Annotated in this window: 16 protein-coding genes and 1 pseudogene; 10 read left to right on the top strand and 7 right to left on the bottom strand. The window is 75.1% G+C overall.

The genetic code is table 11. The annotated features are described in order from the left end of the window. Nucleotides 1-139: 139 nt before the first annotated feature. The 5 genes from FRAQA3DRAFT_RS17315 (at nt 140) to FRAQA3DRAFT_RS17295 (ending at nt 11,257) form a co-directional block, all read left to right on the top strand. Nucleotides 140-835, top strand: coding sequence for a response regulator (locus FRAQA3DRAFT_RS17315; RefSeq protein WP_009740340.1), 696 nt, complete (start codon nt 140-142; stop codon nt 833-835). 475 nt (nt 836-1,310) lie between these two features. Further along, on the top strand, nt 1,311-2,642 hold the full coding sequence (locus FRAQA3DRAFT_RS17310; RefSeq protein ID WP_009740339.1) for a beta-ketoacyl synthase N-terminal-like domain-containing protein: 1,332 nt from the start codon (nt 1,311-1,313) through the stop codon (nt 2,640-2,642). A gap of 139 nt (nt 2,643-2,781) precedes the next feature. Continuing rightward, nucleotides 2,782-9,612 (top strand): type I polyketide synthase, encoded by a 6,831-nt coding sequence (locus FRAQA3DRAFT_RS17305; RefSeq protein WP_009740338.1) that lies wholly within the window; start codon nt 2,782-2,784, stop codon nt 9,610-9,612. An 82-nt stretch (nt 9,613-9,694) separates the two neighbouring features. Continuing rightward, entirely contained in the window at nt 9,695-10,705 is a 1,011-nt protein-coding gene (locus FRAQA3DRAFT_RS17300; RefSeq protein ID WP_009740337.1) for a stage II sporulation protein M, read from the top strand. 72 nt (nt 10,706-10,777) lie between these two features. After that, complete coding sequence (locus tag FRAQA3DRAFT_RS17295; RefSeq protein WP_009740336.1) at nt 10,778-11,257, top strand: PPOX class F420-dependent oxidoreductase; 480 nt, start codon at nt 10,778-10,780, stop codon at nt 11,255-11,257. On the opposite strand, the gene FRAQA3DRAFT_RS17290 is transcribed toward FRAQA3DRAFT_RS17295, so the two are convergent. Continuing rightward, nucleotides 11,258-12,175, bottom strand: coding sequence for an alpha/beta fold hydrolase (locus FRAQA3DRAFT_RS17290; RefSeq protein ID WP_009740335.1), 918 nt, complete (start codon nt 12,173-12,175; stop codon nt 11,258-11,260). Between the two features lie 18 nt (nt 12,176-12,193). Continuing rightward, nucleotides 12,194-12,574 carry a VOC family protein gene (locus FRAQA3DRAFT_RS17285; RefSeq protein ID WP_009740334.1) on the bottom strand — a complete coding sequence of 127 codons (381 nt, stop codon included), beginning with the start codon at nt 12,572-12,574 and terminating at the stop codon, nt 12,194-12,196. 187 nt (nt 12,575-12,761) lie between these two features. Between FRAQA3DRAFT_RS17285 and FRAQA3DRAFT_RS17280 the strand changes: the two genes are divergently transcribed. The 3 genes and pseudogenes from FRAQA3DRAFT_RS17280 to FRAQA3DRAFT_RS17270 form a co-directional block, all read left to right on the top strand. Continuing rightward, nucleotides 12,762-13,892, top strand: a complete 1,131-nt coding sequence (locus tag FRAQA3DRAFT_RS17280) for an alkene reductase (RefSeq protein WP_009740333.1) — start codon at nt 12,762-12,764, stop codon at nt 13,890-13,892. Between the two features lie 70 nt (nt 13,893-13,962). Then, nucleotides 13,963-14,385 (top strand): nitroreductase family deazaflavin-dependent oxidoreductase, encoded by a 423-nt coding sequence (locus tag FRAQA3DRAFT_RS17275; protein ID WP_009740332.1) that lies wholly within the window; start codon nt 13,963-13,965, stop codon nt 14,383-14,385. A 140-nt stretch (nt 14,386-14,525) separates the two neighbouring features. Beyond that, nucleotides 14,526-14,786: pseudogene (locus tag FRAQA3DRAFT_RS17270) on the top strand (DUF5990 family protein); the annotation flags it as partial. Here the strand turns inward: FRAQA3DRAFT_RS17270 and FRAQA3DRAFT_RS17265 are convergent. The 5 genes from FRAQA3DRAFT_RS17265 to FRAQA3DRAFT_RS17245 all read right to left on the bottom strand — a co-directional run bounded on the left by FRAQA3DRAFT_RS17265 (nt 14,758) and on the right by FRAQA3DRAFT_RS17245 (nt 20,590). Beyond that, on the bottom strand, nt 14,758-16,053 hold the full coding sequence (locus tag FRAQA3DRAFT_RS17265) for a DUF58 domain-containing protein (RefSeq protein ID WP_009740331.1): 1,296 nt from the start codon (nt 16,051-16,053) through the stop codon (nt 14,758-14,760). The pseudogene FRAQA3DRAFT_RS17270 and the gene FRAQA3DRAFT_RS17265 sit on opposite strands and share 29 nt — an antisense overlap. Before the next feature lie 10 nt (nt 16,054-16,063). Further along, nucleotides 16,064-17,149: a MoxR family ATPase gene (locus FRAQA3DRAFT_RS17260; protein WP_009740330.1), complete on the bottom strand. Its 1,086-nt coding sequence runs from the start codon at nt 17,147-17,149 to the stop codon at nt 16,064-16,066. A gap of 233 nt (nt 17,150-17,382) precedes the next feature. Continuing rightward, complete coding sequence (locus tag FRAQA3DRAFT_RS17255) at nt 17,383-18,819, bottom strand: DUF4350 domain-containing protein (protein WP_009740329.1); 1,437 nt, start codon at nt 18,817-18,819, stop codon at nt 17,383-17,385. After that, a complete protein-coding gene (locus tag FRAQA3DRAFT_RS17250) occupies nt 18,816-19,493 on the bottom strand; it encodes a DUF4129 domain-containing protein (RefSeq protein ID WP_009740328.1) in 678 nt (225 codons plus the stop codon). Before FRAQA3DRAFT_RS17250 ends, FRAQA3DRAFT_RS17255 begins: the two co-directional genes overlap by 4 nt. Next, nucleotides 19,490-20,590, bottom strand: coding sequence for a hypothetical protein (locus FRAQA3DRAFT_RS17245; RefSeq protein WP_009740327.1), 1,101 nt, complete (start codon nt 20,588-20,590; stop codon nt 19,490-19,492). The genes FRAQA3DRAFT_RS17250 and FRAQA3DRAFT_RS17245 overlap by 4 nt, the downstream gene beginning before the upstream one ends. A 616-nt stretch (nt 20,591-21,206) precedes the next feature. On the opposite strand from FRAQA3DRAFT_RS17245, the gene FRAQA3DRAFT_RS17240 reads away from it, so the two are divergent. Both FRAQA3DRAFT_RS17240 and hpf read left to right on the top strand, forming a co-directional pair. Next, nucleotides 21,207-22,028 carry a ComF family protein gene (locus FRAQA3DRAFT_RS17240; protein ID WP_009740326.1) on the top strand — a complete coding sequence of 274 codons (822 nt, stop codon included), beginning with the start codon at nt 21,207-21,209 and terminating at the stop codon, nt 22,026-22,028. 329 nt (nt 22,029-22,357) lie between these two features. Further along, nucleotides 22,358-23,152 carry a ribosome hibernation-promoting factor, HPF/YfiA family gene (hpf, locus tag FRAQA3DRAFT_RS17235; RefSeq protein ID WP_009740325.1) on the top strand — a complete coding sequence of 265 codons (795 nt, stop codon included), beginning with the start codon at nt 22,358-22,360 and terminating at the stop codon, nt 23,150-23,152. Nucleotides 23,153-23,214: the final 62 nt, after the last annotated feature.

Here is a 23,214-nt window from a genome sequence, read left to right as displayed (position 1 = left end):
CCGCCTGCGTCCGGTAAAGCTACGCGTGCGGCATTCTTTTGCTGTCGGCAAAAAGATGGTTGCGCTGTCCGCGCGGGACAGGGGTGGCAGCCTGCCCGCGGTATCGGCGCCGCGCCCTCACCGTCCGGAGCGTGACAGCATGCCCGACCAGTCGATCCACACGTTGATCGTGGAGGACGACGCCGCCCTCGCCGCCGCGCTGCGTGGCTACGTCGAGAGCGTCCCCGGGTTCGTCGTCAGCGGGGTGGCCCGCAGCGGCAAGCAGGCGCTGTCGCCCGCTCTGCGCGGCCGGCTCGATCTGATCCTGTTGGACTTCTTCCTGCCGGACATGAGCGGGCTGGACGTGTGTCGGGCCCTGCGCGCCCGCGGCTCGACCCTCGACATCATCGCCGTCTCCCATGTCCGGGACCTGGCGATGGTGCAGGCGGCGATGTCCTACGGCGTCATCCAGTATGTGGTGAAGCCGTTCACCGCCACGGTGTTCCGGCACTGCCTGGAGCGTTACTCGGCCTTCCGGCGGCAGATCACCGCAGGCCCCGCCGGTCCCGTCGGCCAGCGCGACGTCGACCTCGCCCTGTCCCGGCTACGGCCCGACGGCTCCGGCGTGACGCTGCCCAAGGGGCTGTCCGCCCCCACTCTCGACACCGTGGTCGGCCACCTGCGCGGGGCGGTGCGGCCGTTGTCCGCGGACGAGGTCGCCGGGGGCCTCGGGCTGTCCCGGGTGACGGCGCGCCGTTACCTCGAATGGCTCGCCGGGCAGCGCCTGGCGATCCGGACCATGAGCTACGGCCACACCGGCCGGCCGCGCCACCTCTACCTGTGGCGTCAGCCGTGACGCCCGGCCCGTCCCCGTGGTTTCGGCCGTGACGCCCGGCCAGCCGGCCCCACGGCTCGCCCGGGTCGTCGGTATCGCCCGGGTCGTCGCCGCCGGATCGGGCCAGGCCGACCACTATGACCTAAACGGCGACAGTGCCCGAGCCCCGCGCGAAGGTAGCTGTGGCGGCCTCATCGGCCGGCTCCATGACTGTGGTTACCCCGCCTTCCCCCATAACCCGCCTCCTTGTTCGCCTCCCGGGCCCCGGCATCCGCACGGCGTCTCCCGGGAATGCCGTCGCGCCAGGCGGAGTCGCGCCGCCGACGCCGGCCATCAGCCATTCCGGGTGCCCATCGTTCGTGCATCCCGGTGCGGCGTGGACGGTTCCCGCTCCAATTCTCTCGCGACCTGAGCGCCCGGCGCCGTTGTGCCGCGCCGCCACCTGTGCCCTGCCGCCACCTGTGCCCTGCCGCCCGGACCATATGGAGTGACCGCGATGGCCAATGACCGCACTGTCGCCGCGTCCGGGGAACGGGACGTGCTGCTGACCGGAATGGGATTCTGCCTGCCCGGTCTCGACGGCCCCTGCTTCACCGCGGATGATGTCTGGGCGGTGGCGTCGAAAGGGGTTTCCTGCCTGACGCGGGGCGACATCTACTACGGCTCCGTCGCGCTCACCGAGAAGATGTTCGACGAGCGGCTGCCCGACATCCCGGCGCTTTACCGCCAGCAGCTCACCCGATCGCACCGGCTCGGGCTGATCTCGTTCGTCCAGGCGTGCGCGGACGGTGGACTGGACTTCCGCGCCGGCGACCTCACCGAGGCGGCCATCCTCACCGGCCGCGGCAGCGTCGACGACAACGTCCGCGTCTACCGTGACCTGATCGAGGCGCGCCCCGAGGAACTCACCCCGGATGCCGCCGTCGGGATGTTCATCCAGACCCAGCTCGGGGTCACCCCGTACGACGTCGCGTTGCTGCAGGCGTCCCTTGCCCGCACTCGCGGGCCGAGCTTCTCGGTCACCTGCGGCTGCTCGTCCTCGACGATCCAGCTCGGGAACGCGCTGCGCATGATCCAGGCCGGTGAGGTGGAGGTGGCGGTCGTCACCGGCGTCGACTCCGGTAACGCGGAGCTCGCCCGCCAGGGGCAGGGGATCTTCCTCGCCGCCGAGCGGGGCGGGCCGGCGGGCGCCCCGGGCTTCGTCCCGGACCAGCTCCCCTCCACCGATCATCCCATGCACCCGTACGACGAGCGGGCGGGCAGCGTCGGGTTCGGCGAGGGGTCGGTGACGGTGGTGCTGGAGAGCCGGGCCCATGCCGAACGCCGCGGTGCCCGCCCCCACGGCCGGCTGCTCGCGCAGGCCACGACCCGCGACGGCCTGTTCAGCCCGCTGTCGGTGGACATCGCCGGAACGGCCCTGGTGACCGGGGTCCGCCGCTGCCTGGGCGAGCGGTGGAGCATCGACCAGATCCCCTACATCAACGGGGGCAGCGACGGCGACCCCAACGTGACGAACGTCGAGGTCAACGCCGTACGGGAGCTGTACGGGCCGAGGGAGCCGGCGGTGCTGCTCAGCTCCCAGGAGGCGTGCTTCGGCCACAGCGGCGCGCAGGCCGGTGCGCTGGGCGCGGCTCTGACGACGCTGATGATCGCCAGGGGCGAGGTGTGTCCCACCGCCGGCTGCGAGCGGCCGGCCGCGGACCTCAGCTTCGACCCGATCCCGGGTACGAGCACGCGCCCGCTCGACTTCGACTACGCCCTCAGCTTCACCTACCAGATCGGCGGTCTCAAGGCCGTGATCCTGCTGGGCTCCCCGGACGCGACCTGACGCCCCCCTCCCGGCTCCCCGTCTCGTCTGTCCGCCCGCCATGGCCCGGCGCGGCGCGGCGCCGCTGGTTTCGCCGTGTCCCCGTGCCGCCCGATGCCGGGGCGCGCTGTCGAGAGTCGAGAAAGGAACTGCACACGTTATGAGCGAATATGTGGCCACCCGGCCCGGTGAGCAGCCGGCGTCCGCGGTCGGCGCCGCCGAGGACGGCGGCATCGCGGTGATCGGGATGGGTTGCCGGCTACCCGGGGGAGTGGACTCTCCGGCGTCTCTGTGGCAGCTGCTGGTCGACCGGCGCGACGCCATCGGCGAGCCACCGCCCGGGCGCTGGGTGGCAGAGGAGTACCTCGACCCGACCCTGACGGCGCTCGGCCGGTCGGTGCCGCGGCAGGCCGGCTACCTGGAGGACATCGCCGGCTTCGACGCGGACTTCTTCGGCGTCTCCCAGCGGGAGGCCGACGTGCTCGACCCGCAGCACCGGCTGCTGCTGGAGGTGGCCTGGGAGGCGTTCGACCACGCCGGCCTGCCGGCGGAACGGCTCGCCGACACCTCGACCGGCGTGTTCATCGGGCTGAACGGCTCCGACTACGCCGAGCGGCTCGTCGGGCGGCCCGAGGAGCTGGAGGGGTCGCTGCTCGTCAACGGGCCGTGCGTGGCCAGCGGCCGCATCGCCTACCTGCTGGGCCTGCACGGGCCGTGCCTGACGGTGGACACGGCCTGCTCCTCCTCGCTCGTCGGTGTGCACCTGGCCTGCCGCAGCCTGGCGGGCGGCGAGTGCGATGTCGCGATCGCCGGCGGCGTGGCGATGATGCTCTCTCCCCGGGTGTCGAAGTCGATGGTCCGGATGAGCATGCTGTCGCCGACGAGCCGCTGCCACGCCTTCGACGCCGCCGCCGACGGTTTCGGCCGCGGCGAGGGCGCGGGCCTGGTCGTGCTCAAGCGCCTCGCCGACGCCCGGCGCGACGGCGACCGGGTGCTCGCGGTGATCCGCGGCACGGCGGTGAACCAGGACGGCCGCACCGACGGGCTGAGCGTCCCGTCCGAGCAGGCGCAGTACGCCGTGGCCCAGGCCGCGCTGCGCCGGGCCGGCGTCGACCCGGCGAACGTCGGCCTGGTCGAGGCGCACGGCACCGGGACGCCGGTCGGCGACCCGGTGGAGTTCACGGCCCTGTCGCGGGCCTACGGCGCGGGTACCCAGCGTTGCGCCCTGGGATCGGTGAAGACGAACCTCGGCCACCTCGAACCCGCCTCGGGCGTCGCCAGTCTGATCAAGACCGTGCTCTGCCTGCAGCACGCGCAGATCCCGGCGAACCTGCACTTCCACGAGTGGAACCCGGCGATCGCGGGCGTGCAGTCCCGGTTCTTCGTCCCCACCGACCTGGTCGACTGGCCCGTGCGGACCACGGGCCGGGTCGCGGCGGTGTCCTCCTTCGGGTTCTCCGGCACCAACGCCCACGTCGTCGTCGCGCAGGCGCCTCAGTCCGCCGCCGACCCGCAGGCCGCCGCCGACCCGCAGTCCGCCGCCGACCCGCAGGCCGCCGCCGACCCGCAGGCCGCCGTCGACCCGCAGGCGGCCGGTGTCGCGTCGGGGCCGGGCGGCCCGGACGTCGTCGTCGTCCCGGCCGGTTCGGCCGAGGTGCTGCCGGCCGCCGCCACCCGTCTCGCCGACTGGCTGGCCGGCGGCGCTGACCTGGCCGGCGGCGCTTACTCAGGCGGCGGCGAGGCCGATGCCGGGGCCGGCGCGAATGCCGCCGCGGTGCGCGACGTCGCCTACACCCTGGCCCGCCGGCGCGCGACGGGACGCGGCCGGCTCGGGGTCGTCGCCTTCTCCCGGGAGGAGCTGGTCGCCGGCCTACGCTCGTTCGCCGCCGGGCGTCCCGCACCGAACGTGGTGACGGGTACCGCCATCGCCGGCGTGCCGCGGGACACGGTCTGGGTGTTCTCGGGGCAGGGCTCGCAGTGGGCCGGCATGGGCCGCGACCTGCTGGTCGTGGAGCCGGCGTTCGCCGCGGCGATCGCCGAGGTCGACCCGCTGATCCGGGCGGAGACGGGGTTCTCGGTCCTCGACGCGTTGCGTGCCGGCGAGGAGCTGGCGGGTTGCGACCGCATCCAGCCGGTGCTGTTTGCCGTGCAGCTTGGGCTCGCGGCGCTGTGGCGGGCGCACGGCGTGCGGCCCGCTGCCGTGATCGGGCACTCCATGGGGGAGGTCGCGGCGGCCGTCGTCGCGGGCGCGCTGAGCGTCGCCGACGGCGCCCGGGTGATCTGCCGCCGATCGCGGCTGCTTACCCGCATCGCCGGGGCCGGGGCGATGGCCACCGTCGGCCTCGACCGGCGGGCGGTCGAGGCCGATCTCGCCGCGACCGGCGCCGACCGGGAGGTCTCGGTGGCCGTGCTGGCCGCGCCGGGCTCGACGGTCGTCGCCGGAGCCGCCGACCGGATCGACGAGCTCGTCGCGCACTGGACCGCCCGCGGCATCCCGGCCCATCCGGTCGCCGTCGACGTCGCCTCCCACTCGCCGCAGGTCGACCCACTGCTCGGCGAGCTCGCCACGCAGCTCGCCGAACTCAACCCGGGCCGGCCGGAGCTCGGCTTCTACGGCACGGTCGAGGACTCCCCGCACACGGTGCCCGCCTTCGACGCCGCGTACTGGAGCGCGAACCTGCGCCGCACCGTCCGGTTCACCGACGCCGTCGCCGCGGCCGCCGCCGACGGGCACCGCGTCTTCATCGAGGTCGCCCCGAACCCGGTGGTGGCCCGCCCGATCGCCGACAGCCTGGCCGGTGGCAGCCGCACCCCGGTGGTGCTGCCGACGCTGCGCCGCGACGGCGACGGCCAGGAGGAGTTCCGGATCTCGCTCGCGGCGGCCCACTGCGCCGGCGTGCCCGTCGACTGGTCGGTGCTCTATCCCGACGGGGTGATCGTCGACGTCCCGCCGCTGGTGTTCGACCGCCGGCGCCACTGGATCGACGCCCCCCTGCCCGGCCCGCGGACCCCCGCGGCGACCCCCGGCCACGGGGCCGCCCCGGCGGCGACCACCGCGGGCGCGCCGGGCGCGGTCGGGGCGGGTGCCGGTGGTGTGGGCACACCACCGCTGCCGGGCCCGCACACCGAGGTGCCGGGAGGCCCCCTGCGGCACCTGTGGCGCTGTGACGTCGGGACCGGGGCCGTCCCGTGGCTCGCCGACCACCGGGTGCACGGCCGGGCGGTGCTGCCGGGCGCCGCGTACTGTGCGTTCGCACTCAGCGCCGCGGGTGAGGTGTTCTCCGGCGCCGGGCCGGGGGAGGTCGTGCTGACCGAGACCGCGTTCGAGGAGCTGCTCGATCTCGACGACCACACCGACGCGCTGATGACCGCGACATCCCAGGACCCGGACCGGGCCCTGATCGAGATCTTCGCCCGCAGCGACAGCGCCGAGGACGGCTGGAGCCGGCGCATGTCCGGCGTGCTGCGGCGGACCACCCGACCCGGGCCGGACGGCGGCGAGGCGCTGCTCGCCCTCGCCGCGGCGCATCCCCGCCGCGTCGGGCCCGACGAGGTGTACCGCAACCTGCGCGACCGCGGGATCGACCACGGACCCGCCTTCGCCGCCATCACCGACCTGCACGCGGGGGTGGACAACCGCGGAATCTGGGCAGCCGTGGCCGTCCCGCCGATCGCCGCCGCCGCCGCGCAGGAGCTGCCCATCCATCCCGTGCTCATCGACGCCTGCGCCCAGGCGCTCGTCGTCAGCCTGCCGGCCGCGACCGAGCAGGGGCTGGTCCTGCCCGCCGGCATCGACGAGATCCGGGTGTTCGGGGACACCTCGACCGTGCGGTACGTCCACGGCTGGCTGGAGTACCCGGACACCGGTGACGTCGGCAACCCCACCGGGCACGTCCGCCTGCTCGACGCCACCGGCACGCTCGTCGCCACCCTCGACGGGATGCGCTACATCCACCACAGCACGGCCGACTCCGCCGCCGCGGGCTCGGCGCCGGCGGAACTCGCCGCGCGGATCGACGGCTGGCTGTACGGGGTGGCGTGGCAGCCGGCCCCGCGTCCCCCGGCCCTCGGGCCCGGCCGGCCAGGCCGCTGGCTCGTGCTCGGCGACCTCACCGGCTCCGGGCACGACCTCGCCGCCGCGCTGGCCGCCGCCGGGGCGGACGCCGAGTTCGCGCTGCTGCCCGGCGCCGCCGACGACACGCAGCGGTGGACGCGGAGCACCGGGCAGGCGTGGAGCACCGGGCAGGCGTGGAGCACCGCGGGCCGGCCGGAGCGGGTCGTGGTCGTTCTCGACGGCCCGGCCCCGGCGGCCGACGCGGGCGGGGTGCGCGCCGGCACGCCGGACTACGGTTTCGCCGACGCCCCGCTGGACCCGCCGGCCGATCCGCTGGCGCTGTCCCCGGCGGCCGCCGAACGGGCCACCCGGTCGCTGCTGACGGTGGTGCAGACCCTCGCCGGGCTGGCGGGCGCCGCGCCGCGGCTGTTCATCGTCACCCGCGGCGCGCGGGCTCTGACGCCGGCGGTGGTGCCCGACCCCCACCGGGGCGGGGTGCGCGGCCTGCTGCGGGTACTCGCCCACGAGCACCCCGAGTTCCGCATGGTCTACCTCGACGCCGACCCGGCCGGGGTTCTGCCCGCGGGGGCCGTCGCCGCCGCCTCCGGCGGTGCCGCCTCCGGCACCGGGCGTGGCCCGTCGTTCGCCGCCGACGCCGACGATCTCGCCGACGAGCTGTTCGCCGACGACGCGCTCGCCCCGCCCGGCTCCGCCGGCCCCGTCGCCGCCGACGACGAGATCGCCCTGCGCAGTGGGATCCGGTTCGTCGCCCGGGTGGTGCCGACGCCGGTGACGGCCGCCGAGCGGCACGACGCCGGCCACCAGCCGGTGCGCTACGGCCGTGACGGCTTCGCGCTGCGCACCCCCGAGTCCGGCGACCTCGACGACCTGCGCATCGCCGTCGCCAAGCGGCGTCGGCCGGGCCCCGGGCAGGTGGAGGTGCGGGTGCGCGCCGCCGGGGTGAACTTCCGCGACGTGCTGCTCGCCCTCGGGGTGCTGCCGTCGACACCGATCGGGTTCGAGTGCGCCGGCGTCGTCACCGCCGTCGGCCCGGACGTCACCGCCCCGCGCCCCGGGGACGAGGTCATCGCGGTGGACCTGCTCGGCGGCGGGGCGTTCGGCTCCTTCCTGACCACCGACGCGGACCTGACCATGCCGATCCCCGCCGGGGTGGACGCGGCCGCCGCCGCCGGCATCCCGGTCGCCTTCGCGACGGCGTGGTACGCCCTGCGGGAGGTCGCCGACCTGCGCGCGGGCGAGTCGGTCCTCATCCACTCGGGCACCGGTGGGACCGGGCTCGCCGCGATCGCCGTCGCCCGGCTGCTCGGCGCCGAGGTCCTCGCCACCGCCGGCACCCCGGAGAAGCGGGCCTACCTGCGTGGCATCGGCGTCCGCCACGTGATGGACTCCCGCTCGCTGGACTTCGCCGACGAGGCCCGCGCGGCGACGGGGGGCCGGGGCGTCGACGTCGTGCTCAACTCCCTGGCAGGCCCGGCGATTCGCGCGGGGCTGGAGTCCCTGGCGCCGTTCGGCCGGTTCATCGAGCTTGGGCTGCGCGACATCCTCGCCGACAACCCTCTCGGCCTGCTGCCGTTCCGTAACAGCATCACGCTGGCCAGCGTCAACGCGATCGAGCTGTGCCGCGAGCAGCGGCACCGGGTGGTGGCCCTGCTGCGTGAGCTCTCCGCCGCCTTCGCCGCCGGTGACCTCGTCCCGCTGCCCGTGCAGAGCTTCCCGCTCGAATCGGCCGCGGAGGCGTTCCGGTTCATGGCCGGCGCCCGCCACATCGGCAAGATCGTGCTGACCGTCCCGGACGACGGGCAGACCGTGGCGATCCGGCCCGGCGGTGCCCCGCCCCCGGTGCGGCCCGGCGCGTCATACATCATCACCGGGGGTCTCGGTGGGGTGGGCCTGGCGACCGCCGCCTGGCTGGCCGCCCACCGGGCCGGCCGGGTGGTGCTGGGCGGTCGGTCGGCGCCGAACCCGGAGATCGACAAGAGGCTCACCGAGCTCGCCGCCCAGGGCACCGACGTTCGGGTGGTGCTCGGTGACGTCGCCGAGCCGGGGGTCGCCGAGCGGCTCGTCGCCGCCGCCACCGCCGACGACGTCACGCTGCGCGGCGTCGTGCACTCGGCGATGGTGCTCCAGGACGCGGCGCTGACCACCATCACCACCGAGCAGCTTCACGGCGTCTGGCATCCCAAGGTGCTCGGCGCCGCCCGGCTGCACGAGGCGACCGAGGGCCGTCCGCTGGACTGGTTCGTGCTCTACTCGTCGATCTCGTCGCTGCTGGGCATCCCCGGCCAGGGTTCCTATGCCTCGGCGAACTCCTGGCTCGACGGCTTCGCCGACTGGCGCAGCGCGCAGGGGCTGCCGACCACCTCGATCAACTGGGGGGTCTGGGGTGAGATCGGCGCCGGCATGATCTTCGGTGAGCGGGGTTACGAGACCATCCCGACCCGCGACGGCCTGCACACCCTGGAGACGGTCCTCGCGCACGGCCGCCGGCACGCCGGGCTGCTGCCCGGCGACCCCAGCGCCTGGATACCGCCGGCCGGTCGCCCGCTGTCGGTGTTCCAGGCCATCGTCCGGGACGGTGGTGCGCAGGCGGCCGAGGACGACGGTCCGACCGACATCCGGGCGAGACTGCGGGCCGCGGCGCCGGGGGTGCCCCGGCGGACGCTGTTCGAGGAGTACCTGGGCGAGCATCTGCGGGTGGTGCTCCGCCTGAGCCAGAGCACGCTCGACCCGGACACGCCGCTGCGGTCGTTCGGCTTCGACTCGCTGCTCGCCCTGGAGCTGCGTTCCCGGCTGGAACCCGCGCTCGGCATCACCCTGCCCGGCAACTTCATCTGGAAGTACCCGACCATCGCCGCGCTCGCCACCGGCCTCGCGGACTTCGCCGACCTGGCCCTCGACGGCGGCGACGGGCCCTGACGGACGGCGGGGTCACGGGCGGTGGTGGCGGGGCGTCCCGGCGCCACCGCCCGTCTGCGCCGTCTGCGAGGATGGGACCGCCATGGATCTCGATGCGTTCGTCGCCGTGCACCGTCCGGAGTGGATCCGGCTCGGCCGGCTCGTCGACCGGGCCGGCCGGCCGCGCCGGATGAGCGCCGACGAACTCGACGAGCTGGTCGAGCTCTACCAGCGGACCACCACCCACCTGTCGGTGATCCGCACCCGCTCCTACGACACCAGCCTCGTCGACGACCTCACCAACCTGGTGACCCGCGCCCGCGCGGCGGTGGGCGGGGCGCCCGACCCCGGGTGGCACGTCGTCGGCCGGTTCTTCGCCGTGACCTTCCCGCTGGCCGTCTACGAGCGCCGCTGGTGGGCGATCGCCACGGCGCTGGGCTCGGTGCTGGTCGCGCTGGCCGCCGGGCTGTGGATCGTCAACGACGCCGACGCGCAGGCCAACCTGGCCCCGCCGAGCGCCGTCGCCGAGCTGTGCCGCTCCGACTTCGCCTCCTACTACACGGAGAACCCGGCGCCCTCGTTCGCCAGCCAGGTCTGGACGAACAACGCCTGGGTGTCGGCGACGGCGGTCGCCACCGGCGCGCTGCTCGGCCTGCCGACCCTGCTGGTGCTGCTGGTGAACGCGGTGAACACCGGCGTGATCGGCGGGTACATGACCAGTTGCGGGCAGAGCGGCCAGTTCTGGAGCCTGATCCTCCCGCACGGCCTGCTGGAGCTCACGGTCGTGTTCCTCGCGGGCGCGGTGGGGTTGCGCCTGGGCTGGTCGATCATCGCGCCGGGTCCGCGGCGCCGCGTCGAGGCGCTGGCCGCCGAGGGGCGGGCGGCGGTGTCGATCACACTCGGCGCCGCGCTGGCCCTGGCGGTCTCCGGCCTCATCGAGGCGTTCGTGACGCCCTCGGGGCTGCCGACGGCGGTGCGGATCGGGATCGGTGCGCTGGCCTGGGCCGGCTTCGTCGCCTACGCCTGGGGCTACGGGTCGCGCGCGGCGGCGGCCGGCCAGACGGCCGACCTCGATGCCGCCCACGGCGCCGCCGACCTGGCCCCCGTGGTCTGAACCCGCCGCCGGCGGCCGCATTAGGCCGCCATAACTGACGTTAGGCTGCCATAACGGCACTAGGCTGCCAGGATGAGTCCGACCGCAGCCAGGGATGTCAGCGTCGACCGCGCGGGCCTGCTCGACTTCGTCCGCCCCCGCCACCGCGGCATCCTCGTCACCACCCGCCGCGACGGCGGCCCGCAGCTGTCCCCGGTGACGATGGGAGTCGACACCGCGGGCGACATCGTCGTGTCGACCTACCCGGAGCGGGCGAAGACCCGCAACGCGCGCCGCGACCCGCGAGCGTCGATGTGCGTGCTGTCCGACGAGTTCAACGGCGACTGGGTCCAGGTCGACGGCACGATCACGGTGGTCGACCAGCCCGCCGCGGTCGAGGACCTGGTGGAGTACTTCCGCTGCATCAGCGGCGAGCACCCCGACTGGGACGAGTACCGCGAGGCCATGCGCCGCCAGGAGAAGGTGCTGCTCCGGCTGCGGATCGAGCGGTGGGGGCCGATCAGCCGCGGCGGCTTCCCCGCGCGCCTGCTCGCCTCGGCCGACGAGGGCTAGCTAGCCCGGCCCGGGGGCCCGCGCGCGGCCGTCCGCCGCCCGGAGGTGGTCGCCGACCAGGTCCGCCACCGCCGCCGTGGCCTCGCGGTGGGGGAAGTGGCCCACGCCGTCGAGGACGACCCGGCGGTACCCGCCGGTGAAGTACCCCGCCTGGCCCGCGGACGCGGCCGGTGAGTCGCAGCGGTCGTCGCCGCCCTGGATCATCAGGGTGGGCACTGCGATCCGCTCGACCTCGGCGAGGCGGCGGCGCAGGTCGTCGTAGCGGGGGTCCCGCGGCTCGTCCGCGCGGAACCGCGCCCGGTAGGCGTTCAGGGTGATCGCCGCCCAGTCCGGATTGGTGAACGCCGGCGCGGTGGCGGCGAACTCGTCGTCGTCGAACCAGCCGGGCGGGCTCCAGGTGTCCCACTGGAGGCGGGCGAAGCCGACGGGGTCCTCACGGACCGCCCGCGCCCCGGCGTCGACGAACATCAGCCACTGGTACCAGAACGCTCGGGCCTGCTCGAAGCCCGGCATGGTGAAGCTCCCACGCGGCTGGTAGGCCAGGGCGAGCGCGGCGATGGCGGTCAGGCGCTGCGGGGCCAGGGCGGCGAGGGTGTAGGCGACGCGGGCGCCCCAGTCGTGGCCGACCACGGCGATCCGGCCCAGCCCGAGGGCGTCGGCGAGGTCGAGCGCGTCTGCGGCCAGGGCGACGGCCTGGCCGTCGCGCGGCGTGTCGGTGTGGCGGAACCTGGTCGCCCCGCTGCCCCGCAGGTCCGCAACGATCGTGCGCCAACCCTGCTCGTTCAGCCTGGCCTGGACGCCGTGCCAGCCGCGGGCGGCGTCCGGCCAGCCGTGCAGAAGCACCACCGGCGGCCCGTCGGCGGGCCCCGTCACCTCGACGGAGATGTCGAGGACCTCGGTGCGGACGGTGGTGGGCATCGCCGATCCTCCGCGTTCCTAGAACCCGTGATGGACGGCCTCGACGTTGTGGCCGTCGGGATCGCGTAGGAAGACGCCGTAGTAGGTGGGGTGGTACTCGGGCCAGACGCGCGGCGCGTGCAGCACCTCGACGCCGTCGCGCACCGCGGCCTCGTGCACCGCGTCGACGGCCGCCCGGTCCGCGGCACGGAAGGCCACGTGCAGCTCCCGGGCCTCGGTGCCGGCCGCCGGGCTCAGCCAGAACGACGCCTTCCCGTCCGGCCCGGACAGGCCGACCACCACGGAATCGCCGGCTGGGAAGCGCACCGCCTCGCGGATGCTGAGGGCCGCGAAGGTACGCAGGTAGAAGGCGAGCGACGCCTCGACGTCGGCTGCCTGGACACCTATGTGATCAAGCATGGCCGCATGCTAGCGCCGCCCTCCGACAGTTCGGCCACGATCGGGATCGGCGCCGTGTCCACCAACCGGTCCGGGTGGCGCGGCTCACACTCGGTGCGGTCGGGAAGGGCCGTCGCCGGGATTCCTGTTCGGACAGGTAGTCCGCGACCGCGCTCGGCGGGGCGTGACGGCGACGAGAGGAAGACCGATGACCACCGCCTTCGACCCGATCGACCTGGCCGGCCTGCGCCTGGCGAATCGCATCGTCATGGCGCCGATGACCCGCAACCGGGCGTTCGGCCCCGGCGCCACCCCGACGCCGTCGATGGCCACCTACTACGCCCAGCGGGCCGGCGCCGGGCTGATCATCACCGAGGGCGTCCAGCCCTCCGCCGTCGGCCAGGGCTACCCGAACACCCCCGGCCTGCACAGCGCCGAGCAGGTCCAGGCGTGGCGGGCGGTCACCGCCGCCGTCCACGACGCCGGCGGGGTGATCTTCGCCCAGCTCATGCACGCCGGGCGGATCAGCCACCCGAGCCTGCTGCCCGCGGGCGCAGTCCCGCTCGCCCCGTCCGCGGTCCGCCCCGCCGGCCAGGTGTTCACCGGCGCGGGCGTGGTGGACTTCGAGACCCCGGCCGAACTGGCCGAGGAGCAGATTCCCGAGATCATCGCGGAGTTCGCCGCGGCGGCCCGCAACGCGGTCGCCGCCGGCTTCGACGGCGTCGAGGTGCACGGCGCCAACGGCTACCTCATCAACCAGTTCCTGGCCACGAACGCCAACCGCCGCACCGACGCCTGGGGCGGCTCGGTCGCCGGCCGGATCCGGTTCGCCGTCGAGGCCACCCGGGCCGTCGTCGAGGCGGTCGGCGCGAGCCGGGTCGGACTGCGGATCTCGCCCGGCGGCAGCTTCAACGACATCGTCGTCGACGACGTGCCCGCCACCTACACCGCGCTGGTGGACGCGGTGCGCCCGCTCGGTCTGGCCTACCTGCACATCGCCGAGAACGCCGAGCGGTCGCTGACCGCGCAGCTGCGGAGTCGCTTCGGCGGCATCCTGATCCTCAATCCGGCCACCGGTGACCGGCCGACCGGGCTCGCGGACCTTTCCCTCGTCGAGGACGGCACCACCGACCTGCTCAGCTTCGGCGCCGCGTTCCTCGCCAACCCGGACCTGCCCACCCGGCTCGCGGCCGGCGGACCGTTCAACCCGGCCGACCGGGACACCCTCTACGGCGGCGACGACCGCGGCTACCTGGACTATCCGACGCTGCCCCCGGTGGCGACCGGCACTCCCGCCGTGCCCGCCCAGCTGGCAACCGTCACGGTCCTGCCCGCCTGAGGTACGGCGAATGTCGGGTCTCGGATACCGTCCGGACTCGACCTGCAGCCCGACGAGGGGAGCGCCCGCCATGGCGGACACCGAGGACTTCAACGCCCGGATCATCGCCGACTTCCGGGCGACCCAGGGGCATCCCGGTGGTCAGTTCGCGGGAACGCCGATCCTGCTGCTGCACACCACCGGGGCCCGCAGCGGCAACCCGCGGATCAACCCGTTGATGTACGTCGAGGACGGCGACCGTTACCTGGTGTTCGCCTCGTACGCCGGGGCGCCGAAGGATCCGGCCTGGTACCACAACCTGAAGGCGCACCCCGAGGCGAAGATCGAGATCGACACCCGGATCCTGGCCGTGCGCGTCGACGAGGTCACCGGCGTCGAGCGTGACGCCGTCTATGCCCGGCACGCCGCGAACTACCCGGCGTTCGCCGAGTATGAGGCGAAGGCCGGCCGGAAGATCCCCGTCATCGCGCTGACCCCCGTCCCCGCGACCTGACGGCGCCCTCCGCGACGATCGCGGCGGCACCCACCGGTCGCGGCGATGTGCCGGTGCCGCCGCGCTCCGGCAGGTGACGGGGGCGGGGATGATGGCGGGTGCGCAGCCGCCTCGAGGGCCTCGACCTGCGTGGCCGCCACATCCAGGGCCGACTCGGAGCGCGCTTCCTCTACCTGTCCTGGGGCGACGTCGACGATTCCGGCAGGTTCGCGATGTTCCGGCGGGCGAAGCTGATGCTCGACGCCGTCGACCCGGACGTCCTCGCCGCGGCGGTCCGCGCCGGGGAGCTGGTCGGCCGGCTTGGCCTGACCGACGCTCGCGGCCAGCCGCTGTGCGCCGCGGTCCGGCCGCCGGTGATCAGCTGGTCGGCGGTCACAGTCGGCCGAGGGACTTCAGGGTGAGGTAGGCGTCGGTGACGGCGGCGGCGTAGCCGGCGGGCGGCGCGTCGACGACCTCGACGCCGCGGCGGCGCAGCGTCTCGGTGAGCTCGCGGCGGCGCATCAGGGTCTGTTCGGCCGCCGCGGCGGCATACACGGCGCGGACGTCCTCACGGCCGGCGGCCAGCTCGTCGACGCGGGGGTCGCGCAGCGCCGCCACCACGACGGTGTGCCGCGCGGTCAGCGTCCCCAGCGCCGGCAGCAGCCCCTCCTCGATCACGGCCGGCACCAGCTCGGTGAACAGCACGACCAGACAGCGGCGCGAGGTCTCCCGCAGCACCGTCGAGACGATCCCGCCGTGGTCCGCCTCGACGATGGCCGGCTCCAGCCGGGCCATGGCGTCGGTCATCCGGGCCAGGAACGCGTGGTCGTGCGAACCGGGCAGCGTCACCCGGGGCACGCTGTCGTGCGCGACGAGACCGACCCGGTCGCCGGCCCGCAGCGCGACCGCGGTGAGCAGCAACGCGGCGTCGAGTGCGTGGTCCAGTCGGGGGACGTCGCCGACCCGCCCGGCGGAGGTGCGCCCGGTGTCGAGCACGCAGACCACCCGGCGGTCCCGCTCTGGCCGGAAGGTCCGGACCACCACCGCCCCGCGTCGTGCGGTGCCCCGCCAGTCGATCAGGCGGACGTCGTCGCCGATCACATAGTCGCGCAGGCTGTCGAACTCCGAGCCGGCGCCGGCCCCACGGATCGCGACCTCGCCCTCGACCTCCCGCAGCCGGGCGAGCGCCGCGGGCAGGTGCCGGCGCGACGTGAACGGCGGCAGCACCCGGACCCGCCATGGGCAGTGGTGACGGCCCTGCCGGCCGGCAAGGCCGAGCGGGCCGAGGGAACGCACCGTGATCCGGAAGGGCTCCCGGTCGCCGCGCCGCGTCGGGTACAGCGTCGTCTCGAGGAAGCGCCGTTCCCCGGCGGGGACGATCACCCGGTGCGCCCGCGGCCGGGCGCCCGCGGACGGAGGCCAGGCGTCGCGGACCCGGGCCCGCACGGTCCGGGCGCCGTCGTTGGCGATCCCGAGCACGAGGGGGACCGGCTGGCCCAGCCGGGCGGACGTCGCCCCGGACCGGGTGAACTCCAGCGTGCGGACCCCGCCGGCCAGCGCGAGGTCGACCCCGACGAGCCCCACGACCACCAGGTCGACGAGCACCATCGTCAGGCCGGGCGCGGGCGAGAGCAGGACGACCAGCACCCCGAACAGGGCCAGCGCGACGGCGCGGCCAGTGATCGCCACCGCAACCCGCCTACCGGGGCACCGGGACGGTGGCCAGCACCTGTTCCAGCACCACGTCCGCGGTGACGCCGTCGAGCTCGGCTTCGGGCCGCAGGCTGATCCGGTGGCGCAGCGTCGCCCGGGCCAGGGCCTTGACGTCGTCGGGGGTCGCGTAGCCGCGCCCGGACAGCCACGCCCAGGCCCGGGTGGTCGCCAGGAGCGCGGTGGCGCCGCGCGGCGACACCCCGAGCTGCACGCTCGGCGCCACCCGGGTCGCGCGCGCCAGGTCGACGATGTAGGCCAGCACCTCCGGGTGCACCGCGACGGTGAGCACCGCCGCCCGCGCCGCGGCCAGGTCCGCCGGGCCCGCGACCGGCCGCACGCCGGCCGCGGCCAGATCCGTCGGGTCGAAGCCGCCCGCGTGGTGGGCCAGCACCCGGATCTCGTCGTCGCGCGGCGGCAGCGGCAGCGTCACCTTCACCAGGAACCGGTCGAGCTGCGCCTCGGGCAGCGGGTAGGTGCCCTCGTGTTCGACGGGGTTCTGGGTCGCCAGGACGGCGAACGGGCTGGGCAGCGGCCGGGGTGTCCCCTCCACGCTGACCTGCCGCTCCTCCATCACCTCCAGCAGGGCGGCCTGGGTCTTCGGCGGGGTCCGGTTGATCTCGTCGGCGAGCAGCAGGTTCGTGAAGACCGGGCCCTCGCGGAAGGTGAACGCGGAGCTGCGGTTGTCGTAGACGAGCGAGCCGGTGACGTCCCCCGGCATCAGATCCGGGGTGAACTGCAGCCGCTTGGTGTCCAGCGACAGCGCGGTCGCCAGGGTGCGCACGAGCAGGGTCTTCGCCACGCCCGGCACGCCTTCGAGCAGCGCGTGTCCACGGCAGAGCAGGGCGACGACCAGCCCGCTGACGGCGGCGTCCTGGCCGACCACGGCCTTGGCGATCTCGCCGCGCAACGCGATCAGTGCCCGGCGCGCGGCGTCGGCGTCGGGCGGCGCGGGCCACCCGCCGGGCCGGGCGGCCACCGGGGCCGGCGGGGCCTGCCGCGTCGGCGCGGTGCCCGGCCGGCGTGGCGTGTCCTCGCCCGACGCGTCATCGCGTGCCGGTGGTACGTCGCGCACCGGGCTGGCGTTCTCCTCGGAATTCCCTTGGGCGGCCTGCGCATCGTGAGCGATCTGACCGGCCTGAGCGGGCTGCGCGGCCTGAGCGGGCTGCGCAGCCGGTGCGGGCTGACCGGCCTGAGCGGGCTGCGCGGCCGGTGCGGGCTGCGCGAGTCCAGCGGGTGGGTCCGGGATCGGCGCCGCGGGCCGACCCGATCCCGCGGCGGTCGGCTCCGCGTCGATGTTCGGGGAGGTCACCGTCCACCTACCTGTCGGTCGAGTTCGTCGAGCGCCCGAGCCAGCGCGAGCAGTGCGGCGTCCCGCTCGCCGGGCCGGCCGGCGCCGCCGGTGCCGACGGTGCCGCGCCGGGCGCCGGACACGCCGCTCGCCGCCGGCTCTGCCGGCCGGGCGGCGTCCGGCGGGAGATGGCGCGACTGGTAGCGGTCCCGGGCCCGCCCGAGCGGGCTGGGCGCGCCGGTGGTCTGCGGCGGCATGCCCGAACCGTACAGGAGCGATCCGATTTCCGAGGGTGACCGCCCGGTCTGTTCGCTGACGGAGGCCACGAGGGCTACGGGATCGGGTCCGGGTGTCCCGGTCGGTCCGGCCAGCACGGGCAGCCCCGTGCGTTCCGCCAGCCGGACCCGGGTGCCGGCCCGCAGCGCGTCGGCGGCACGGTCCCGGGCGTGTGCGGCGGCGTAGAGCCGGCCGCGCCCCTCCACCGTCTCCGCGGCCCGGACGATCACGGGCAGTGGCTCGGGCACCGGCGGTCCCAGCCGCCGCCCCCGCCACAGCGCCAGCAGCACCAGCACGACGAGGGCCTGCAGGCCCGCCCACCGGAACCCGGCGGGCAGCAGCTCTGCCGCGCTGCGGGTACCGACGCCGCCGGCGGCGTCGGCGGCCGGGGTGATCCAGGACAGCGTGGGATGCCGGGCGAGCAGGCCGAGGGCCAGCGCCGCGTTGCCCGAGCGGTCCAGCTCCCGGTTGGTGAGGAAGTCCGCGGACCCGAGCAACACCAGCCGCCCGGCCGCGGGCGCCGCATCGGTCCGGTCGGGGCTGAGCACGGCGAGCTGGGCCGCGTCGGGCGGGTCGCCGTAGCAGAGCGTCAACCGCATGTCACCGAGGTCGCCGCCGTCGGCTGGGGTGAAGGCACGGCTCCCGCCGATCGTGGCGCTGCCCGCCACGGCCGCCTCGGGCAGCGCGCAGCGCGGGTCGGACCCGCCGCCCGCCGGCTGCCGGTCGGCCGTGGCGATGCCCACGTCGAGGGCGTCGAGTACGGCGTTACCCGGCGCCACCAGTACGACGTCGGAGCCTCGCCAGACGCGACCGAGCAGGTCGGTGAGCGCGTCGTGGGTCAGCCGTCCGGGGCCGACGACGACGAGCGTGTCCTGCTGGCCGGCCGACCCCGCGGGCATGGCGTCCGCGGGGGACACCGCCACGCCGCGGGTGCGCAGGATCTGGGCCAGGGCGCGGGTCCCGTCGGACTCGGCCGATGCCACGTCCAGCGCCGGCCGTCCGGCCGGACGGGTGACCAGGGCGGTAACCACGAGGAAGCCGAGCAGGAGGGCGCCGACGACGGCCACCACGAGGACCCCGCGGCGCACCGCCGGCGGTTGCGGACCGCTGCGCACCGCGCTGGGCGAAGCGCCGCCCGGGCTGGCGCCGCCGGGCGTCAGGGTGCCGCTGGCCGTCATGCCGGCACCGCGAGGCCACCCGCCGCGCCGTCCCGCCCACCCGTGCCGCGCCGCAGGTGGGACAGGGCGGTGTCCGCGTCGACGAGCACCTGGTAGCCGGCGGCGGTGGCCGGGCGCCCGCCGTACCAGATTTCGCTGAAGACCTCTACCGCGGCGGCCAGGGCAGTCTGCCCGTCGCCGGCCGGGGCGATCCGCGCGACCTCGGCGACGAGCTCCCCGGCGGTGCGCCCGGGGCGTGGATCGAGCACGCCCTTCTCCTCGAGCATCCGCACGATCGCCCGCAGCCGGGAGCGCACCGCCCGCGCGTAGTCCTCGCCGGCCGCGTGCCGGTCGGCCTCGACCCGCAGCTGCGCGGCGGTCAGCGGGCTGGACAGGTCGTCCGCGGCCGCCTGCCGCGCCCGCGCAGTCCGCCGGACCGGACCCAGCCACCACCGCAGCGCGATCACCCCGACGACGAGCACCGCCACGAGCGCGAGGACCCCGAGCCCGCGGGAGCCGCCGCCCGCCCCGCTGTGCGGGAGTACCCAGTCGAACAGGTCCGCGACCCGGTCGCCGATCCAGCTGAGCAGCCGGTTCCACCAGTGCGGCCGGCTGTCGCCGTAGATGCCGTCCGACAGCTCGCGGTGCGCCTCCTGCCGGGCACCGTCGCGGGTGACCGGACCGCCCAGCGTCATCCGGGTGTCCCCACCCCGGCCGCCCGGGCCCGTGCGGCCTCGGCGAGGGTGACGTCCAACCCCTCCCGCCGGATCCGTAGATCGATGTACAGCAGCACCACGGTGCCGGAGACGATCGGCGTCGAGATCGTCGTGGCCAGCAGGTTGCCGATCCCCTGGACGATATGGCCGGTCACCGTGAGGTCGCCGTCGAGGAAGTCACCGAACACCTCCGACGACGACCCCAGGATCACCGCGGTGACGACGGCAAGGACTGCGCTGAGCATGAGCGCGACGAGCATCGCGAGAACCAGGATGCCGAGGGTCCGCCACCAGGAGCCGCGCACGATCGCCACCGACCGGCGCAGGGCATGGCGGACGCCGCCGCCCTCGAGGATGTACGCGGGCGTCGCCAACCCCAGATAGACGCCCACGACGACGGCGCCGACGAGCAGGGCGACCAGCCCGAGCGCCACCGCCGCCGTGACGATGACCGTGAGGGCGAACAGTCCGCCGAGGCGCGGGGCGACCCGTCGGACGGCCTCGATCGGGCCGATGCGGCTACCCAGCGTCGCCTCGCTCACGACCACGCTGAGCACGCCGGACAGGAACAGCCCGAGGATGAGGTCGAGGGCGAGGGGCACGAGCGTGCCCAGTGCCCTCACCCCGGTCGAGGCGTTCTCCGTGCTGATTGCGACCACCGTGGAGATCGTCTCGACGACGGCTGCGGACGCGAGGGTGACCCCGATGGTCGCGCCCGGGTTCGCGCGGATCGTGGCGAAGGTGCCGTCCAGGATCTCCCCAAGGGCCAGTGGGCGCAGTGGGATGATCCCCGGCCTGGGTGCCGCCGCACCCCAGCGCCACGGTCCCTGGGGACCGGGCGGGGGCTGGTGCCATCCGGCCGACCCACCCTGAGAGGGCCCATGCCATCCGGGCGGCCCGCCCTGCGGGGGCCCATCCTGCGGGGGCGCGCCGAGGGGTGCCGGTGGCTGGCCGGCGGGCTGGTCGGGACGCCCCCACCCGTCATGGGGCAGCGGCGCGCCCCACGACGGCCCGGCGGAACCGTCGCCCGCGGGCGACGGTGTGCCGGGCGCGGCCCAGCCGGGTCCGTCGGTCATCGGTGTGTCTCCACTCGTCGCTCGGGCGTCGCTCATCGGTCTCGCGGTCGTTCAAGGGTCTGGCGGTCGTTCGAGGGTCTGGCGGTCGTTCGAGGGGGCCTACGGTCGGTCAACGGTCTCGCGGTCGTTCAGGTCTCACGGTCGCTCGTGGGGAGCGCGGTCGCTGCGGGGCCTCGCGGTCGGTGATCTGTCGGGCGTCGCGGGGCTTCTCCCCGTTGTCAGGATTCTGTGCTTGGAACGGGGGTGTGCCGGGGCCGGCGCGCGGATATGCCCGGGCGTGGTCGGGATCGGCCGCCCGGACGTGCTCCCGGTCGGCTGTACCCCGCAGGGTCTGCTCCACGGAGATGATCCGCCGGCGCCGATCGTCTCAGACCGCGCCGGGCCGGCGCGCGACGGCCTCCTGTCGGCCTGCGCCGTGACTGTCCACCCGTGGCCTGCTCCTTGCGATCCCGCCGACGACTTTCCTCTTTCGATCACCGGGCGGTTCGGCCACTCCTCGGCTCAGCACCCCTGGTGTGGAGGGCTGTCCACAGCCGGCCGGAATTCGCGGGGTGCGTTGTCCACAGATCGCCCACAGGGCTGGCGGACGCCGCGGCCGGCAATGATCCTTCCTCTCATGGCCCGCGCATTCCTGCCCCTGCTTGTCCGGAACCTGGCGATCCTCGCCGACCTGATCGTGCCGCTCTCCTGCGCCGGCTGCGGTGGTCGCGGGGCGTCCGTCTGTCCGGCGTGCGTCGCGGAGCTGCGCGGTCCAGCCTTCCTCGCCGCCGCGGGTCCCATGGCCACCCCGCGGCGGCGGGGGCTGCCGCCGTGTCTGGCGGCGGCTCGTTACGGTGGCCGGGTTCGGTCGATTCTGCTGGCCTACAAGGAGCGCGGCCGGGTGGACGCCGCCCGGCCGCTGGGCGCCGCACTGGCCCGCGCGGTCGCGCGGGCGCTGCCGGCTGCCGCGCCCGCCGCCCTGGGTGGTCCCAGCGGGGTCCGTTCCGCGCCGGCACCCGCGCCTGCGTTCGTGCTCGTGCCGGTGCCCTCCACTGCGGCGGCGCGCCGTCGCCGGGGCTTCGATCATCTGGCGCTGCTGTGTTCCGCGGCAGCCGCCGTGCTGCGCCGCCACGGTCACCGGGTGCGCGTCGCGCCCGTGCTGCGGCCGGTGCGCCGGCTCGCCGACCAGGCCGGGCTGGGCGCCGCGGCGCGGGCGGTGAACCTCGCCGGCGCCTTCGAGGTGGTGAATCCAGCGCGGGCGGCCCGACGCGCGACATTGCCGGCGGGCGCGCGGGTCGTCGTAGTCGACGACGTGCTGACAACCGGCGCGACGATGGGGGAGGCGGTGCGGGCGTTGCGGGCCGCCTCCGTGCGAACCACCGCGGTCGCCGTGGTCGCCGTCACCGATCCGACGCGCGGAAGAGTCGGCCTACCCGCGATCCACGGTCCGCCGGGGTGAAACTGCCGGTACGCGCCGTCCGCGCCGGCCCGCAAGGGGCGAATGGCCCGGCGGTGGCAGGCCCTCATGCCTGCCGGGCGTAGCGCACGCGTCGTGCGGATGCTGGGCTGACGGGCGGAGTAGGGGCGCCGCAGAGGGGAAGGAGCCGAACGCGGGCGACCGACCGCAAACGGCACGACGGAAAGGTGCGACAACCGTGGACAGGGCGTCCGTGGATCGTCTCGACCCGAGGCCGTGACGTATCCCGGGGGACGCCGCAACATGCCGGCGCACGGCTGGCCGCTGGCGCAGGTCGCGTCGCCGGAAATGGCGAACGGGAGGTGGATCGCGTGGACATCGTGGTCAAGGGCAGGCACACTGCGGTTCCGGAACGGTTCCGCAATCATGTTGAGGCCAAGCTCGCCAAGTTGGAGCGGCTGGACTCCAACATCATCAGTGTCGACGTCGAGCTGTCGAAGGAGCACAACCCCCGGCTGTCCGACGTCTGTGACCGGGTCGAGCTCACCGTGTACTCGCGGGGCCCGGTGATCCGGGCCGAGGCCGCCGCAGCCGACTGCTACGCCGCCCTCGACCTGGCCACCGGCAAGCTCACCGAGCGCCTGCGCCGGGCCGCCGACCGGCGAGTCCGTCACCACGCCAACCACGCCGGTGCCAAGCCGGCCGGCATCACCTCCGTGCCGCTGGAGAGCCTGATGCCGTTGGAGGGCACCCGCCCGGCCGACCTGCGTCCCGCCCCCGAAGCGCAACCGTCCGTGGGGCACTCGGTGCGCCCGGTCGTCGCGGCCCCCGCCGACGCGCTCGCCGCAGCCGACAGCCCGGCCGGCCGGGGCGAGGCGGCGGACCAGGCGCCGCTGGTCGTGCGGGAGAAGACGCACGAGGCCGACCCGATGACGCTCGAGGATGCCCTGTCCAACATGGAGCTGGTCGGGCACGACTTCTACCTCTTCCTGGACGTCGACCTCGGCCTGCCCAGCGTCGTCTACCGTCGCGTCGGCTACGACTACGGCGTGATCAGGCTCGCGGGCCCGGCCGGGGCGGCGGCCGCCGCGTCGCTGGACGCGCACCATGGCGTGGACCAATCGGCGCAGGATCGCGGCGCCTTCGCGAGCTCGGTCGCTCTTTAGACGATCTGCAGGTCACGTCCACCGGCTGACGTGGGACCATTTGCCTCGGGTGTCGGAGTGCA

Origin of the sequence: Frankia sp. QA3 (genome assembly GCF_000262465.1) — a bacterium.
Lineage (GTDB): Bacteria > Actinomycetota > Actinomycetes > Frankiales > Frankiaceae > Frankia.
The sequence above is the reverse complement of the archived record's forward strand: the minus strand, read 5'-3'. Positions and strand labels throughout refer to the sequence as shown.